The 13,990-nt window shown below is 66.0% G+C and carries 13 protein-coding genes; 3 read left to right on the top strand and 10 right to left on the bottom strand.

The genetic code is table 11. From position 1 onward, the window contains the following. The first annotated feature begins 11 nt into the window (after positions 1-11). From M0765_RS24210 to M0765_RS24200, 3 genes are all read left to right on the top strand, one after another. Complete coding sequence (locus M0765_RS24210) at positions 12-692, top strand: hypothetical protein (protein WP_258506361.1); 681 nt, start codon at positions 12-14, stop codon at positions 690-692. A 406-nt stretch (positions 693-1,098) separates the two neighbouring features. After that, positions 1,099-1,908, top strand: a complete 810-nt coding sequence (locus M0765_RS24205; protein WP_258506360.1) for an alpha/beta fold hydrolase — start codon at positions 1,099-1,101, stop codon at positions 1,906-1,908. Positions 1,909-1,916: 8 nt separating this feature from the next. Continuing rightward, positions 1,917-3,062, top strand: a complete 1,146-nt coding sequence (locus M0765_RS24200; protein ID WP_258506359.1) for a PAS domain-containing sensor histidine kinase — start codon at positions 1,917-1,919, stop codon at positions 3,060-3,062. Here M0765_RS24200 and M0765_RS24195 read toward each other — a convergent pair. The 10 genes from M0765_RS24195 to M0765_RS24150 all read right to left on the bottom strand — a co-directional run bounded on the left by M0765_RS24195 (position 3,046) and on the right by M0765_RS24150 (position 13,988). After that, the gene (locus M0765_RS24195; RefSeq protein WP_258506358.1) at positions 3,046-4,779 is read right to left on the bottom strand and encodes a bifunctional protein-serine/threonine kinase/phosphatase; all 1,734 of its coding nucleotides are present in this window, start codon (positions 4,777-4,779) and stop codon (positions 3,046-3,048) included. The two genes, M0765_RS24200 and M0765_RS24195, sit on opposite strands and share 17 nt — an antisense overlap. Positions 4,780-4,809: 30 nt before the next feature. Further along, positions 4,810-5,622, bottom strand: coding sequence for a formate/nitrite transporter family protein (locus tag M0765_RS24190; protein WP_258506356.1), 813 nt, complete (start codon positions 5,620-5,622; stop codon positions 4,810-4,812). Positions 5,623-5,693: 71 nt separating this feature from the next. Beyond that, positions 5,694-6,473 carry a uroporphyrinogen-III C-methyltransferase gene (gene cobA, locus M0765_RS24185; RefSeq protein WP_258508431.1) on the bottom strand — a complete coding sequence of 260 codons (780 nt, stop codon included), beginning with the start codon at positions 6,471-6,473 and terminating at the stop codon, positions 5,694-5,696. Between the two features lie 64 nt (positions 6,474-6,537). Beyond that, on the bottom strand, positions 6,538-6,957 hold the full coding sequence (gene nirD, locus M0765_RS24180; RefSeq protein WP_258506355.1) for a nitrite reductase small subunit NirD: 420 nt from the start codon (positions 6,955-6,957) through the stop codon (positions 6,538-6,540). A 20-nt stretch (positions 6,958-6,977) separates the two neighbouring features. Then, entirely contained in the window at positions 6,978-9,446 is a 2,469-nt protein-coding gene (gene nirB, locus M0765_RS24175; RefSeq protein ID WP_258506352.1) for a nitrite reductase large subunit NirB, read from the bottom strand. 371 nt (positions 9,447-9,817) lie between these two features. After that, the gene (locus tag M0765_RS24170; protein WP_258506351.1) at positions 9,818-10,621 is read right to left on the bottom strand and encodes an enoyl-CoA hydratase/isomerase family protein; all 804 of its coding nucleotides are present in this window, start codon (positions 10,619-10,621) and stop codon (positions 9,818-9,820) included. 21 nt (positions 10,622-10,642) lie between these two features. Further along, positions 10,643-11,479: an SDR family oxidoreductase gene (locus M0765_RS24165; protein ID WP_258506350.1), complete on the bottom strand. Its 837-nt coding sequence runs from the start codon at positions 11,477-11,479 to the stop codon at positions 10,643-10,645. Between the two features lie 35 nt (positions 11,480-11,514). Beyond that, on the bottom strand, positions 11,515-11,931 hold the full coding sequence (locus M0765_RS24160) for a PaaI family thioesterase (RefSeq protein ID WP_258506349.1): 417 nt from the start codon (positions 11,929-11,931) through the stop codon (positions 11,515-11,517). Between the two features lie 25 nt (positions 11,932-11,956). Further along, positions 11,957-13,498 (bottom strand): class I adenylate-forming enzyme family protein, encoded by a 1,542-nt coding sequence (locus M0765_RS24155; protein WP_258506348.1) that lies wholly within the window; start codon positions 13,496-13,498, stop codon positions 11,957-11,959. A gap of 22 nt (positions 13,499-13,520) precedes the next feature. After that, entirely contained in the window at positions 13,521-13,988 is a 468-nt protein-coding gene (locus tag M0765_RS24150) for a PaaI family thioesterase (RefSeq protein ID WP_258506347.1), read from the bottom strand. Positions 13,989-13,990: the final 2 nt, after the last annotated feature.

The following is a 13,990-nucleotide window of genomic DNA, read 5'->3' as shown; positions in this document are numbered from 1 at the left end:
GGAGTCTCCAGATGCCCAGTCGCTTACTTCTCTCCGCTGGCGCCGCCGTTGCAGCCACCGCGCTGATCATTGGTTGCGGTGCCATGGGTTCATCGGGCGGCAAATCCATGAGCTTCTTCATCACCAGCGTCAACCCCGGCAAGGGCGGCGACCTTGGAGGCTTGGCCGGAGCCGACCGCTTCTGCCAGTCGCTGGCCACGAGTGCGGGAGCCGGCAACAAAACCTGGCGCGCTTATCTGAGCACCGCTGCCGCGAACGGGCAGCCGGCTGTCAATGCGCGCGACCGCATCGGCACTGGCCCCTGGACCAATGCCAAGGGTGTGGTCGTCGCCACCAGCGTGGCCGACCTGCACAGCGCCAACGCCAAGGTCGGCAAGGACACCTCGCTGACCGAGAAGGGCGAGGTTGTCTCCGGCGCCGGCGACCCCGTCAACCGCCACGACATCCTCACCGGCTCGCGCCCTGACGGCACCCTGGCCGTGGCCGATCCCGGCAAGGACACCACATGCGGCAACTGGACCAGGAGCGACGGCGGCTCTGCCATCGTGGGTCATCACGACCGCAAGGGCACCAATCCCGACCCGGTAGCCAATGCTTCGTGGAACTCGTCGCACGGTACGCGCGGCTGCAGCGTCGACCAACTCAAGATGAGCGGCAGCGCTGGTCTGATGTACTGCTTCGCGACGAACTGACTTCGGCAGAGCGAACTCATCTCCCGGTTCGACTTCCGGAGTCAATCCGGTCTTTGTCGCGATCTCGTTTGCCCGCGAGGGGCCTTTGCTCCAGATAGCGCTCCCACAGATACAGCGCAGGCAAGGCAAGCAAGTGCAGCGTCGCAGTGAGGATGCCAGCGCAAAACAGGGCGATTGCCACCAGAGGGCTTGCCGCAACTCCCAGGATCGTTCTGAACATATTGGTTTTAAATAAAAGATCAGCGGTCCACTAGCGCCTGCGGACAAAGCTAACCTCACGCGATGGGAAGCTCGTACGGCTGAGCTGACGGATTACGTAGGATGCTTGCCAGACGAGGCTTGCCAGCCGATTTGGGCGGGCATACTTCGCTCGGTTTGCAAAACTACCGAGCTCCAAGGACAACACATGACCGCCCAGTTGCAGCATCGCAATAACGTCCATGTGGCGGGCAGCGGCCCCGCCACGCTGTTTTTCGCGCATGGATTCGGCTGCGACCAGAACATGTGGCGCCTCCTGGAACCCGAGTACCGCAAGAGGTACCGCACAGTGCTTTTCGACCTCGTCGGCAGCGGCGGCTCCGATCTCAAGGCATTCGATCCCGACAAGTACGCGTCGCTGGACGGCCATGCCGCCGATGTGATCGAAATCGTGAAGGCCTATGGCGAAGGCCCTGCCATCTTCGTGGGACATTCGGTGAGCGCGATGATCGGCGTGCTGGCTGACCTTGCGAGCCCGGGCCTCATTGCGGCGCACGTGATGGTCGGGCCATCGCCGTGCTACATCAATGATGGCGACTATGTCGGGGGATTCGAACGCGCCGACATCGACTCGTTGCTGCACACCCTAGAGAGCAACTATCTCGGATGGTCCAGCACAATGGCGCCGGCCATCATGGGCGCGCCGGAGCAACCCGCTCTCGGCGTCGAGTTGACCAACAGTTTCTGCCGCACCGACCCGGAAATCGCGAAGCATTTCGCGCGCGTCACCTTCCTGTCGGACCACCGGGTCGCGATTGCCGAACTGCGAACGCCTTCGCTGATCCTCCAGTGCGACGACGACCTGATCGCTCCCGTGGCGGTCGGCGAATACATGCACAAGGTCATGCCCGACAGCGTGCTGACGATCATCGACAACGTCGGACATTGTCCGCACTTGAGCCAGCCGAGCGCCAGCAACGACGCGATCGCATCGTTTCTCTCGCAGCGCGGTTACTAGGCCCGCTCATGACAGCGCTTGGGCCTGCCGATGAGGCGCTGCTCGACGGTGCTCCCTGCGGGCTGGTCGAGACGGACGCAAAGGGCGTCTTCTTGCGCGTCAACAAGCCGTTCTGCGTCTGGCTTGGCTATGACAAGGCAGATCTGGTGGGCAAGAAGCGGCTGCAGGATCTGTTGACCATGGGCGCCCGCATCTTTCACCAGACCCATTGGGCGCCGTTGCTGGAAATGCAAGGCTCCATCTCGGAGTTGAAGCTCGACATCCGGCACAAGAATGGAAGCACCCTGCCCATGGTTTTGAATGTCGTTCGCCACGGCCACGGGCCTAACCACACCCAGGAAGTGGCCCTGTTCGTGGCACGAGACCGCGACAAGTACGAACAGGAACTGCTTCTGTCTCGGAAAAAGCTCGAGACGCATATTGCTGAAGTGGAGCGCCTTCAGGCCGAAACGAAAGACCGGGCGCTTTTTGCGGAGCAGATGATCGGCATCGTGAGCCACGATCTGCGTAATCCGCTGTCGGCCGTTCACACCGGGATCCAGGTTCTCTTCAAGCATGCACCCACCGACAACCAGGCACGGGTGTTGTCGCGAATGGCGCAGTCGGTGGACCGCGCGAATCGCCTGGTGTCGGACCTGCTGGACTTCACGGTCGCGCGCGTGGGGAAGGGCATTGCGATCAACCCTCAACCGGTCGACCTGCACGAGGTGGTCGCCCAGAGCGTGGCCGAACTCGCCTTGTCTTTTCCCGATCGGACGTTGCGCCATGAAACCGAAGGGCGCGGGGCATGTCGTGTCGACCCGGATCGGATGGCGCAACTCGTCGGCAATCTGGTGGCAAACGCCGTGAGCTATGGTGACCCGGACAGGGAAGTCACCGTCAAGACCTCGGTGAATCCTGAGCGCGTCGAAGTCTCGGTCCACAACTGGGGTGCCGCCATTCCGAGCGAGCTCATTTCGGCCTTGTTCCAGCCGATGGTCCGCGGATCGGCCGTCGGCACCGGCAGAAGCGTGGGCCTTGGGCTGTTCATCATCATGGGGATTGCGAAGGCGCATGGCGGTGAGGTGACGGTGGAGTCGAGCAACGCAGAAGGGACAACCTTCATCGCCACCTTGCCTGCCTTTGGAAAACCGACGCTCAGCCCCGCTGGCTGAGCAAGCCAAGCAGCACGACCACCGCAATGCCCAGCAGCAAGGCCGTGCATTTCCAAAAAATCACCGGGTTCTTTTCGACGAGCGGTGTGCCGCGGCTGTTCAAGAAATCCGGATGGGGCTGCCGCAGGTCTTGCACAAACTCTGAAAGCACTTCGTAGCGCTTGAGCGGGTTGGGGGCGAGCGCCTTTCGCAGCACTTCGTCTACCCAGGCCGGAATGGCCCGCTGCGCGTCCAGCGCGGACCTGTACTGCAGATTGCGCTGGTCGGACCGCGTCCTGATGCGGGCCGCCTCGGCGCCATAGGGCAGCCGTCCGGTCAGCATCTGGTAGACGATGACGGCCAGCGAGAACAGGTCCGATTTTGCCGATCCGCCTTCGCCCAGAAAGTACTCGGGCGCGGTGTACTGCACCGTGCCCAGTATCTGGTCGGGCGCGGCCAGCGTGCTGTCGTCCAGGCCGGCCACCCAGGTGGAGCCGAAGTCGATGATGCGCACAGTGCCCGTGCGGTCGATCATGATGTTCTCGGGCCGCAAGTCCTGGTGCAGCATCTCCAGGCGGTGAAAGGCCTGCAGGCCTTTCGCAAGCTGCTCGACGATGCCGCGCACCGATTCGAGGCTGGGCCGCGGGTTGTCGACCATCCACTGCGCCAGCGTCTGTCCCTCGACGAACTCCATCGCAACGTAGAGGTAGTTGCGCTTGCGATGGCTGGCGTGCGGCTTGAGCACGTGTGCGCTGTCGATGCGCCGCGCGACCCATTCTTCGAGCAGAAAGCGGTCCAGGTGCGCCTCGTCGTTCTGCAGGTCGACTGAAGGGGTCTTGAGCACCACGCGCTGCCCCGTGTCGTCGTCGGTCGCCAGGTAGATGTGGCTGCGATGGCTGTGGTGCAGGTCGCGCACGATGGTGTAGCCGTCGAAGCGCATGCGCGCCTCCAGCACCGGCGGCAGTTGCAGTGCGGCGCGTTGTGCGTACAGTTCGTTGATGTCGCCATCGGGCAGCGCGTCGATCCTGGCGATCTGCACCGTCAGGTTGTCCGGGCTGCCTCGGCGGTAGGCTTCTTCCGCAATGCTGCGGGCCGCGGCATCCAGGTCGTTGGGGTTCGCATCCAGTGCGGCCTTGATGGCGGCAGCGTCGATGTGCTCGTGAACGCCGTCCGAAGTCAGCAGGAACACATCGCCTTGCTCGACGGGAACGGCGCGGTAGTCGATCTCTACATGCGGCCCCACGCCCAGTGCGCGGCCAAGGTAGCTTTGCCCGCCGCCCACCGACACACGGTGGTCTTCGGTCAGTTGCTCGAGCGCCTCTGCATGCCAGCGGTAGACGCGCGTATCGCCCACATGAAAGATGTGCGCGGTCGTCGACTTGACGACCAGGGCGCTGAAGGTGCAGACGTAGCCGCGGTCCTTGTCGAAGCGGCCGCCGCCGTTCTGCGTTTGCGCATGCAGCCAGGCGTTGGCGGCCGTGAGCACGCGCTGTGCCGAGCGGCTCACGCTCCATGCGTCCGACGTGCAGTAGTAGTCGGTCAGAAAGCTCCTGACCGCCGACTCGCTGGCCACATGGCTCACGTCGCTGCTGCTGATGCCGCCGGCAATGGCAAGTGCCACGCCCTTGGCACTGCGGACCTGTCCCTCCGGCAGGGCGGCGCCGTGGAAATCCTGGTTGGTTTCCTTGCGCCCCTTGTCGGAGTGCTGGCCAATCGAGACCGCGAGTGCGGAACGCATCGTCACTGGCGGCGAGCGGCTGGGCCGTGCTTAGCGGACCACGCGCTTGGGGCCTGTTTTCACGTGCGTGGCGTACAGCGTGAGGCCGGTGAACGAGAGGCCGCCGATGAGGTTGCCCAGCACGGTCGGGATTTCGTTCCAGATGATGTAGTCCATGATCGAGAAGTTGCCGCCCATGAGCAGTGCCGACGGGAACAGGAACATGTTGACCACCGAGTGTTCGAACACCATGAAGAAGAACACCATGATCGGCATCCACATGGCAAGCACCTTGCCGGTTACCGAGGTCGAGATCATTGCGCCGACCACACCGGTCGACACCATCCAGTTGCACAGCATGCCGCGCACGAAGAGCGTCAGCATGCCGGCGGCGCCGTGGTCGGAGTAGCCCACCGTGCGCGCCTCGCCGATGGTGGCGATCACCTGGCCAACCTTGTCGGGCGGGCTGGTGAAGCCGAAGGTGAAGACGATGGCCATCAGCACGGCCACGGTGAACGCGCCGAGAAAGTTGCCGACGAACACCAGCCCCCAGTTGCGCAGCACACCGCCGATGGTGACGCCGGGGCGCTTGTCGATGAGCGCGAGCGGCGTCAGCACGAACACGCCGGTCAGCAGGTCGAAGCCGAGCAGGTAAAGAATGCAGAAGCCGACCGGGAACAGGATGGCTCCGATGATCGAGTAGCCGGTCTGCACGTTGATGGTGACGGCAAACACAGCCGCCAGCGCCAGGATCGCACCCGCCATGAAGGAGCGAATGAGCGTGTCCCGCGTGGACATGAAGATCTTGGATTCACCGGCGTCCACCATCTTGGTGACGAATTCGGAAGGCTGCAAATAGGCCATGGCGTTGCTTTGGTTTGAAGAAAAAGCCGAGAGAAAAAAATGGAAAGGAGAGGCGAGGGGAGGCCGGAGCCTCAGGCCGCCTTCTCCAGCGCAAGATGCGCGGAAGACGCCGCGGCAGCCAGTCCTTGCAGGACATCGCCGACCACGATGATCGAAGGGCTGCACAGGCCGTGGTCGGCAATGGTCTGCTCCAGCGTCGCGAGTGTTCCCACCGCATGCCGCTGGGTCGGCAGGCTGGCGCTCTGCACCACCACGATGGGCGTGGAAGCCGGCAGGCCGCTCAGCAGTTCGTTCTGGATGCGGCCGGCGCCCGACACGCCCATGTAGATGACCAGCGTCAACCGCGCGGCATGTGCGGTGGCGGCCAGCGCTTGCCAGTCGGTGCCAGGTGATCCCGGTTTTGCATGGCCCGTGACGAAGACGACGCCCTGTGCATGGTCGCGGTGCGTCAGCGGCACGCCGAGCGAGGTCAACCCGGCAAGGCCCGAGGTGATGCCGTTCACCACCTCGACGTGGATGCCCGCCTGCGCAAGGTGCTCGACCTCTTCGCCGCCGCGGCCGAAGATGAAGGGGTCGCCGCCCTTGAGCCGCACCACGTGCTCGCCTTCGCGCACGGCCATGATCATCAGCCGCTCGATGAAGCTCTGCGGCGTGCTCTTGCAGCCGCCGCGCTTGCCGACGTGGATCACGCGTGCACCGGGCTGCGCCATGGCGACGATCTCGTCGCTCACCAGGTCGTCGACAAGCAGCACGGTGGCCGACTGGATGGCCTTGAGCGCCTTGATCGTGAGCAGCTCGGGGTCGCCCGGGCCGGCGCCGACGAGCGTGCAGCGGCCGTGCGCGGGTGGCATGCCTTGGTTGCGGTCGTCGCTGCGCGACGAAGACGTAAGAGTGAGGCTCATGTTGTTCGTTGTGTCAGGCAGCCGAGCCTTCGGTTTGAAGGCAGGCGCGGTTGGCCGGCCCCGCGACGGGGCGCTCGAGTTCCACCGCATGCGTGGCAAGCTCATTCGAATCCAGATGCACCACGCCCTCGGCAACCTTGACTGCGAACTTCGGCGTGCATCCTTCATCGGGCGACCTGGCGCACCCGTCGTCCAGGCCGATGGCCCAGTTGTGCAGCGGGCAGGCCACGCTGGTGCCGAACACGATGCCCTGGGAGAGAGGGCCGCCCTTGTGCGGGCAGCGGTCCAGCAGCGCGAAGACTTGGTTCTCGGCATTGCGGAACACGGCGACGTCCACGCCCACCGGGCGCGCCACGCGGCGCGCACCCAGCACGGGGATGTCCTCGACGCGGCAGATCACTTTCCACTCGTTGGTGTTGCTGTTGTTGCTCATGGGTTGTTTCTCCTTCTCGTTCAGGCGGCTTGGGTGGCCTTGTCCGTTGCTTCGTCCACCACCGCCACCGGCGTGAACTGCCGCACATCCACAGAAGCCTGGCTCGACTCGAACCAAGGATCCGGCTCCCCGTCCAGCGCGAACTGCAGCCGCTCCCACAGCGCCTTGCGTCCGGCTTCGTCTTCGAGGATCTTCTTCTTCACATAGTCCAGCCCCACCCGCCCGATGTAGTGCACCGTGCGCTCCAGGTACCAGCCTTCCTCGCGGTACAGCTGCAGGAACGCCCCCGAGTACTCCATCACCTCGGCGGCCGTCTTCACCTTCACCAGGAACTGCGCCACCTCCGTCTTGATGCCGCCGTTGCCCCCCACATAGAGCTCCCAGCCCGAATCCACCCCGATCACCCCCACGTCCTTGATCCCGGCCTCCGCGCAGTTGCGCGGGCAGCCCGAGACCGCCAGCTTGACCTTGTGCGGCGAATACATCGCCCACAGCGCCCGCTCCAGGTCCTTGCCCATCTGGGTCGAATCCTGCGTGCCGAAGCGGCACCACTCGCTGCCCACGCAGGTCTTCACCGTGCGCAGGCTCTTGGCATAGGCAAAGCCCGACGGCATGCCGATGTCCTTCCACACCCCCTCCAGGTCTTCCTTCTTCACCCCCAACAGGTCGATGCGCTGGCCGCCCGTGACCTTGACGGTGGGGATCTTGTACTTGTCCGCCGCATCCGCGATGCGCCGCAGCTCGTCCGGCGTGGTGTGGCCGCCCCACATCCGCGGAATCACCGAATAGGTGCCGTCCTTCTGGATGTTGGCGTGGCTGCGCTCGTTGATGAAGCGGCTCTGCGGATCGTCCTTGGCCTCCTTGGGCCAGGTGCTGATCAGGTAGTAGTTCACGGCCGGGCGGCAGGTCGCGCAGCCGTTGGGCGTGCGCCAGCCCAGGTGGCGGTACACCGCGTCGTGCGTCAGGTGGTGGTCCTTCCTGATGGCGTCGCGCACCTCCTGGTGGCTCGCATCGGTGCAGCCGCACACCGCCTTCTTCTTGGGCGTGGCCGAATAGTCGCCGCCGGCGGTGAACATCAGGATCTGCTCCACGAGGCCGGTGCACGAGCCGCAGCTGGCGCTGGCCTTGGTGTGCTTCTTGACCTCGTCCAGCGTGAACAGGCCCTTTTCCTTGATCGCCTTGCAGATGGTGCCCTTGGTCACGCCGTTGCAGCCGCACACCTCGGCCTCGTCGGGCATGCTGGCGGCCTTGTTGTGGCCCTCGTGGCCGGTGTCGCCGATGTTCGATTCGCCGAACATCAGCTTGTCGCGGATGTCGTGCACGCTGCGCCCGTCGCGCAAGAGCTTGAAGTACCAGCTGCCGTCCACCGTGTCGCCGTACAGGCACGCGCCCACCAGCTTGTCGTCCTTGATCACCAGCTTCTTGTAGACCCCGCCGAAGGGGTCGCTCATGACGATCTCCTCGGTGCCTTCGCCGCCCATGAACTCGCCGGCCGAGAAGAGGTCGATGCCCGTGACCTTGAGCTTGGTGGAGGTGAGCGACCCCAGGTAGCGGCCGATGCCGAACTGGGCCAGGTGGTTGGCCGCGACCTTGGCCTGCTCGAAGAGGGGGGCCACCAGGCCGTAGGCGATGCCGCGGTGGGCGGCGCATTCGCCCACCGAGTAGATGCGCGCATCGGTCACGGTCTGCATGGTGTCGTTGACCACGATGCCGCGGTTGCAGTGCAGGCGCATCTTCTCGGCCAGCTCGGTGTTGGGCCGGATGCCCACGGCCATGACGACCAGGTCGGCGGCCACCTCGGTGCCGTCCTTGAAGCGGATGGCGGACACCCGGCCCTGGTCATTGCCTACCAGCTCCTGGGTCTGGGCGCCGATGAGGAACTTCAGGCCCCGGTCTTCCAAAGACTTCTGCAAGAGCTTGCCGGCCACGTCGTCCAGCTGGCGCTCCATGAGCCAGGGCATGACGTGCACCACGGTGACGCTCATGCCGCGCAGCATGAGGCCGTTGGCCGCCTCCAGGCCCAGGAGGCCCCCGCCGATGACCACCGCGTGCTTGTGGGTCTTGGCGGTCTCGATCATGTAGTCGGTGTCGGCGATGTCGCGGTAGGCGATGACGCCCTTCAGGTCCTTGCCGGGCACGGGCAGCATGAAGGGGTTGGAGCCGGTGCACATCAAGAGGCGGTCGTAGGGGGCCTCGGTGCCATCCTCGGCGCGCACGATGCGTTTCACCCGGTCGACTTCGACGACTTTCTTGCCCGCGTGCAGGGTGATGTGGTTGTCGGTGTACCACTCCCAGCTGTTGAGCACGATCTCGTCCACGGTCTGCTCGCCGGCGAGCACGGGCGACAGCAGGATGCGGTTGTAGTTGGGGTGCGGCTCGGCACCGAAGACGGTGATGTCGTACATGTCCGGGGCGAGCTTCAGGAGCTCTTCCAGGGTGCGCACGCCGGCCATGCCGTTGCCGACCATCACGAGCTTGAGTTTGTGCATGGGGTGGGGCCTTTCGAAAATGCAAATGCCGCAACGCAGCCTTGCGTGGCTGCATTGACGAGCGGGGTTGGGGGAAGGGGTCGCCCGCTGAGTGCGGGCTGAAGGTGCTGGCGCCTCTTGCGCCGGGTGTTCGCAAGCCGCGAAAACCACACCAAAGCGGTGCTTCGTTACACCGTGATTTTCTGGTCATGCAAAGACCGTGCCTGCGCGGACGAATCGCCGCGTCGCCAGTGAAGGCGTTTGGCGCTACAGGCTGAGGGGGGCGGTTGGAGCAGGCCGGTGCTCGGAACTGGTGCGGCCGTGCACGTGGCACGTGCAATATGCAATTGGCGAGCCGCGGTAGCTCGCCGGTCAGAAGGCCCGTCGTGCGTTCAGCCCGGCCACTGGAAGCGCGGCGCGCGCTTGGCGAGGAAGTCCGCCACGGCTTCGCGGTGGCCCGTGGTTCCCATCGCCAGCGCCTGGGCGCTGGCCTCCAGTTCGAGCCGGGTGTCCAGGTCGTCCGAAGCAGCCAGGCTGCGCTTGATGAGGCTTACCGCCGAGGGCGATGCGCCTGCAAAGCTGTCCGCGAGCGCGCATGCGCGGGGCAGCAATTGCTCGGGCGCCTGCAGCTCCATGGCCATGCCCAGGCGCAGCGCTTCTTCGCCGCCGACTTCGCGGCCCGAAAGCATCAGCTCCTTGGCGCGTTGCGCACCGACGATGCGCGGCAGGGTATAGAAGGTGCCGCAGTCGGGCACGAGGCCGATCTTGATGAAAGACACGCACAGGCGCGCGCGCAGCGTGGCAATCACGAAGTCGGCGGCCATGGCCAAGCCGAAGCCGGCGCCGAAGGCCGCACCGTCGACCGCCGCAACCACGGGGCGGTCGAGCGTGATGAGGTCGCGCAGCCAGCCGTGCAGGTCGTGCAGGCGTTCGCGCCAGCCCTGGTTGTCCAGCCCCGCGCTTGCAATGCTGCGCAGATTGCCGCCGGAGCAGAAGTGCCCACCGGCGCCGGTGATGACGAGCGCACGCACGCTGCGGTCACGCCGAACGCGCTGTACCGCATCGGCCACTTCTTCGCGCATGGCCGGGCCGAGCGCGTTGCGGGTGGCGGGGTCGTCGAGCGTCAAAACGGCCGTCGAGCCCTCAGTTTCGAAGCGGATGCGCTCGTAGGTAGGGGAAGCTTCGGGTGTGGTCATGGCGTAGAAGAAGAGATGGATTCAGGCCGCCGGCTTGAGCGCGGAACTCAGGTCGCGCCCGCCGGCGAGCGAACTGCCGCCGTCCACCGGAATGACAGCGCCCGTGACAAAGCTCGACCAGGGCGAGCTCAGCATCAGCGCCATCAGCGCGACGTCTTCCGTGCGGCCGAAGCGGCCGAGCGGAATGGAGGCGGCCATGGCCGCAAGCGCCTCGGGGCCAGGAGCCAGCCTGCGCACGCCCTCCGTATCGCCGATGGGGCCCGGCACGATCGAATTGACGCGCACGCCGTCCACGCCCCATTCCATGGCCAACACGCGCGTGAGCATGTCGACACCCGCCTTGGCGGCGCACACATGCGCCTGGTAGGCCGTGGGGTTGGCAGCCTGCGGCGCCGAGATGTTGATGACCGATGCACCCGGCCGCCGCAGGAATTCATGCGCCCCGCGCAGCACGTTGAAGGTGCCCACCAGGTCGATGTCGACCACGGTTCGAAAGCCCTTGCTCGACATGCCCAGCGCCGGCGCCACGAAGTTGCCGGCGGCACCTGATACCAGCACATCGATGGGGCCGAAGGCCTCGTGCGCCGCGGCCAGCGCGGCGCCGATGCTGTCCGCATCGCGCACATCGGCGCTCCAGCCCTCGGCGCAGCCGCCATGGCTGCGCAGGCGCTCGACGGCGGCGGCCACGCGTTCGGGCGAGCGGCTCGCAATGCCCACACGGGCGCCGCGCCGGGCGAAGGCCTCGGCAATTGACAGGTTGATGCCGCTGCTTCCGCCGGCAACGAAAACCGTGCGGCCCTGGAAGTCGAAAGCCACTTCGGGAAGCGGTGCGAGAGAAGCTTCTGCGTGTTCGGTCATGGGCGATGTATGAGTGAAGAAAGACGCCGCTGCGCTCAGTTTTCCGACGGCGGCAGCGGCAGGTAGCGAAACGATCCGAGCGCGCTGGCCACCAGTTCGCCGCTGGCGTCGCGCGCTTCGGCGGAGCACGAAATGACGCCGTCGTTGGTCTCCAGCGCAAAGCCGTCGGCCACGATGCGGCCGAGGCCGGGTCGCAGGAAGCTGGTGTTCAGGTTCAGCGTGACGGCGGTCTTGGTGAAGTCGACCAACGAAACCGCAGCGCTCGCCATCACCACGTCGAGCATGGTGAGGATCACGCCGCCATGCACGGCGCCGATCACGTTCTGCAGTTCGGGCCGCGCATCGATCAAAAGCCGCGCCCGGCCGTCTTGCGAATAGGCACGCTCCACGCCCATCATCCGAGTAAAGGGCACGCGGGCGTAGGCGTTGCGCCGGTCCACCTGAGCGGCCATCTCGGCGGACGTCTCATCGGCAATATCAGCGCACATATGCAGCCCGCAACGCGGTCTTGAGCACCTTGCCGGCGGCGCTCATCGGCAGCTCCCTGGCAAAGGCGATGCTGCGCGGGCACTTGTAGCCGGCCAGTTCGCGGCGGCACCACGCCGTAAGCTCGGCGATGAGTTCCGCGGCGATGGCATCGCTCACCGCTTCGGCCGCGGGATGCCCCTGGCGCACCACGACCACCGCATGCACCGCTTCGCCCCAGCGCGTGTCGGGCACACCGATCACCGCGGCGTCGGACACTGCCGGATGGCTGCGCAGCGCCGCCTCGACCTCGCCGGAATAGACGTTTTCGCCTCCCGAAATGATCATGTCCTTCAGCCGGTCGGCAATGAAGATGTAGCCGTCCTCGTCCATGCGCGCAGCGTCGCCAGTGCGAAACCAGCCCTCGCGGAACGCTTGTTGGGTGGTCTCCGGCAGGTTCCAGTAGCCGCGCGTGACCATGGGGCCGCGCACCACGATTTCTCCGACAACGCCGCGCGGCAGCTCGGCGCCCGATTCGTCGACGATGCGGATCTCCGCGCCCAGCCCGGCGCGGCCGACCGAACGCCAGCGGTCCGCAAGGCGCGCCTCGCCGCGGTGGTTCTGCGGCGGGTTGATGCAGACGGCGCCTGCGGTTTCGGTCAGCCCGTAGGCCTGGAAGAACTCCGCCTCGGGCCAAGCCTGGAGGGCGCGGTCGAGCAGGTCAGGCGGCATGGGCGCGGCGCCGAACGCAATGCGGTTGAGCGACTGCACGCGCGCCGGGTCGAAATGCTGCCAGTCGAGCACGCTCTGCAGCATGCTCGGCACCATCACCGTGTCGGTGATGCCGTGGCGCTCGATGGCCGCGAGCACCGGCTCTGGGCGAAAGCTCGGCATCGTGAGGCAGGTGCCGCCGACCATCGACTGGCCCACCAGCCGCCCCATGCCGGCCACATGGAACAGCGGCGCCACCAGCAGCGCTACGCTGTCGGGCGAGTTCGGCAACTCGGCGCCGCGCGTCATCGAAGCCGTCCAGAAATTGGCATGCGAGAGCATCACGCCCTTCGAGCGCCCGGTGGTGCCGCCGGTGTAGAGCAGGGTGCACAGCGCATCGCCGCCGGTGCGGCTGTCGGGCAGCGGGGCGCGGCCCGCTGCCTCGCCGGCCAGCGCGCTGAATGAAACCACCGGTGCCAGGTCGCCCAGCGGTGCGGCGGTTTCGCTCAGCGCCTCATCGCTGACAAGAAGCAGGGCGCCCGCATCGCTCAGAGCAAAGCGCAATTCGGGCACGCTCCAGCGCGTGTTCAGCGGGCACGCCACGGCGCCCAGCCACCAGCAGGACCACAGCGCCACGATGAGGCGGTCGCTGTTGGGCGCCAGCAGCGCCACGCGGTCGCCGGGCTGTATGCCCCTTGCCTGCAAGGCGGCGGCATGGCGCGCGACCGTGTTCAGCAGCTCGGCAAAGTCGAGCGAGCGTTCCGAGTCTTCCGCCACATGGCGGAGGGCCGTCTTGTGGGGATGGCGCTGCACGGCGCGGTGCAGGCCCTGTGTCAGGTACATGTGTGTCTCCAGCCGAGTGGGTTCAGTTGGGGCGAGGTGCGCCGCTGGCGTTTGCAGCGGCCGGCGCGCGGTAGCGGAAGGTGCCCATTGCCTTGGCCACCACCGTGCCGCTGCCGTCGACCAGCTCGGCCTCGCAAAAGCACACCGAGCGACCACCGCCCGTCGCCCGGCCGGTGGCCACCAGCCGGCCCGACGCGGGACGCATGAAGCCGATGTGCATGTCGATGGTCACCACTTCGCGGCTGTAGTCGATGCGGCTGAGCGCAGCGTGCGCCATGGCGCTGTCGAGCAGCGTCATGACCACGCCGCCATGCCCGCCGCCGTGGTTGTTGCACAGCTCGGGCCGCAGCTCGAGCGAGACGATTGCCTTGCCGTCCGCCGCAAAGTCGCGGCTGGCGGCCAGCAGCTCGAGAAAGGGCACATGGCGCTCCGGTCCTGCCACGGGGCGCGAGACCGATTCGGATTCGGGTTGGGCGAGGGTTTCGTTCATCT

The organism is Variovorax sp. S12S4, from assembly GCF_023195515.1.
GTDB lineage: Bacteria > Pseudomonadota > Gammaproteobacteria > Burkholderiales > Burkholderiaceae_C > Variovorax.
Note: the sequence above shows the minus strand (reverse complement) of the source record. Positions and strands in the feature narration are given on the sequence as shown.

Bases quoted from the DNA above. Each gene is read 5' to 3' on its own strand.
- M0765_RS24210 (WP_258506361.1), top strand. From the start codon at position 12: ATGCCCAGTCGCTTACTTCTCTCCGCTGGCGCCGCCGTTGCAGCCACC.
- M0765_RS24205 (WP_258506360.1), top strand. From the start codon at position 1,099: ATGACCGCCCAGTTGCAGCATCGCAATAACGTCCATGTGGCGGGCAGC.
- M0765_RS24200 (WP_258506359.1), top strand. From the start codon at position 1,917: ATGACAGCGCTTGGGCCTGCCGATGAGGCGCTGCTCGACGGTGCTCCC.
- M0765_RS24195 (WP_258506358.1), bottom strand. From the start codon at position 4,779: ATGCGTTCCGCACTCGCGGTCTCGATTGGCCAGCACTCCGACAAGGGG.
- M0765_RS24190 (WP_258506356.1), bottom strand. From the start codon at position 5,622: ATGGCCTATTTGCAGCCTTCCGAATTCGTCACCAAGATGGTGGACGCC.
- cobA (WP_258508431.1), bottom strand. From the start codon at position 6,473: ATGCCACCCGCGCACGGCCGCTGCACGCTCGTCGGCGCCGGCCCGGGC.
- nirD (WP_258506355.1), bottom strand. From the start codon at position 6,957: ATGAGCAACAACAGCAACACCAACGAGTGGAAAGTGATCTGCCGCGTC.
- nirB (WP_258506352.1), bottom strand. From the start codon at position 9,446: ATGCACAAACTCAAGCTCGTGATGGTCGGCAACGGCATGGCCGGCGTG.
- M0765_RS24170 (WP_258506351.1), bottom strand. From the start codon at position 10,621: ATGACCACACCCGAAGCTTCCCCTACCTACGAGCGCATCCGCTTCGAA.
- M0765_RS24165 (WP_258506350.1), bottom strand. From the start codon at position 11,479: ATGACCGAACACGCAGAAGCTTCTCTCGCACCGCTTCCCGAAGTGGCT.
- M0765_RS24160 (WP_258506349.1), bottom strand. From the start codon at position 11,931: ATGGCCGCTCAGGTGGACCGGCGCAACGCCTACGCCCGCGTGCCCTTT.
- M0765_RS24155 (WP_258506348.1), bottom strand. From the start codon at position 13,498: ATGTACCTGACACAGGGCCTGCACCGCGCCGTGCAGCGCCATCCCCAC.
- M0765_RS24150 (WP_258506347.1), bottom strand. From the start codon at position 13,988: ATGAACGAAACCCTCGCCCAACCCGAATCCGAATCGGTCTCGCGCCCC.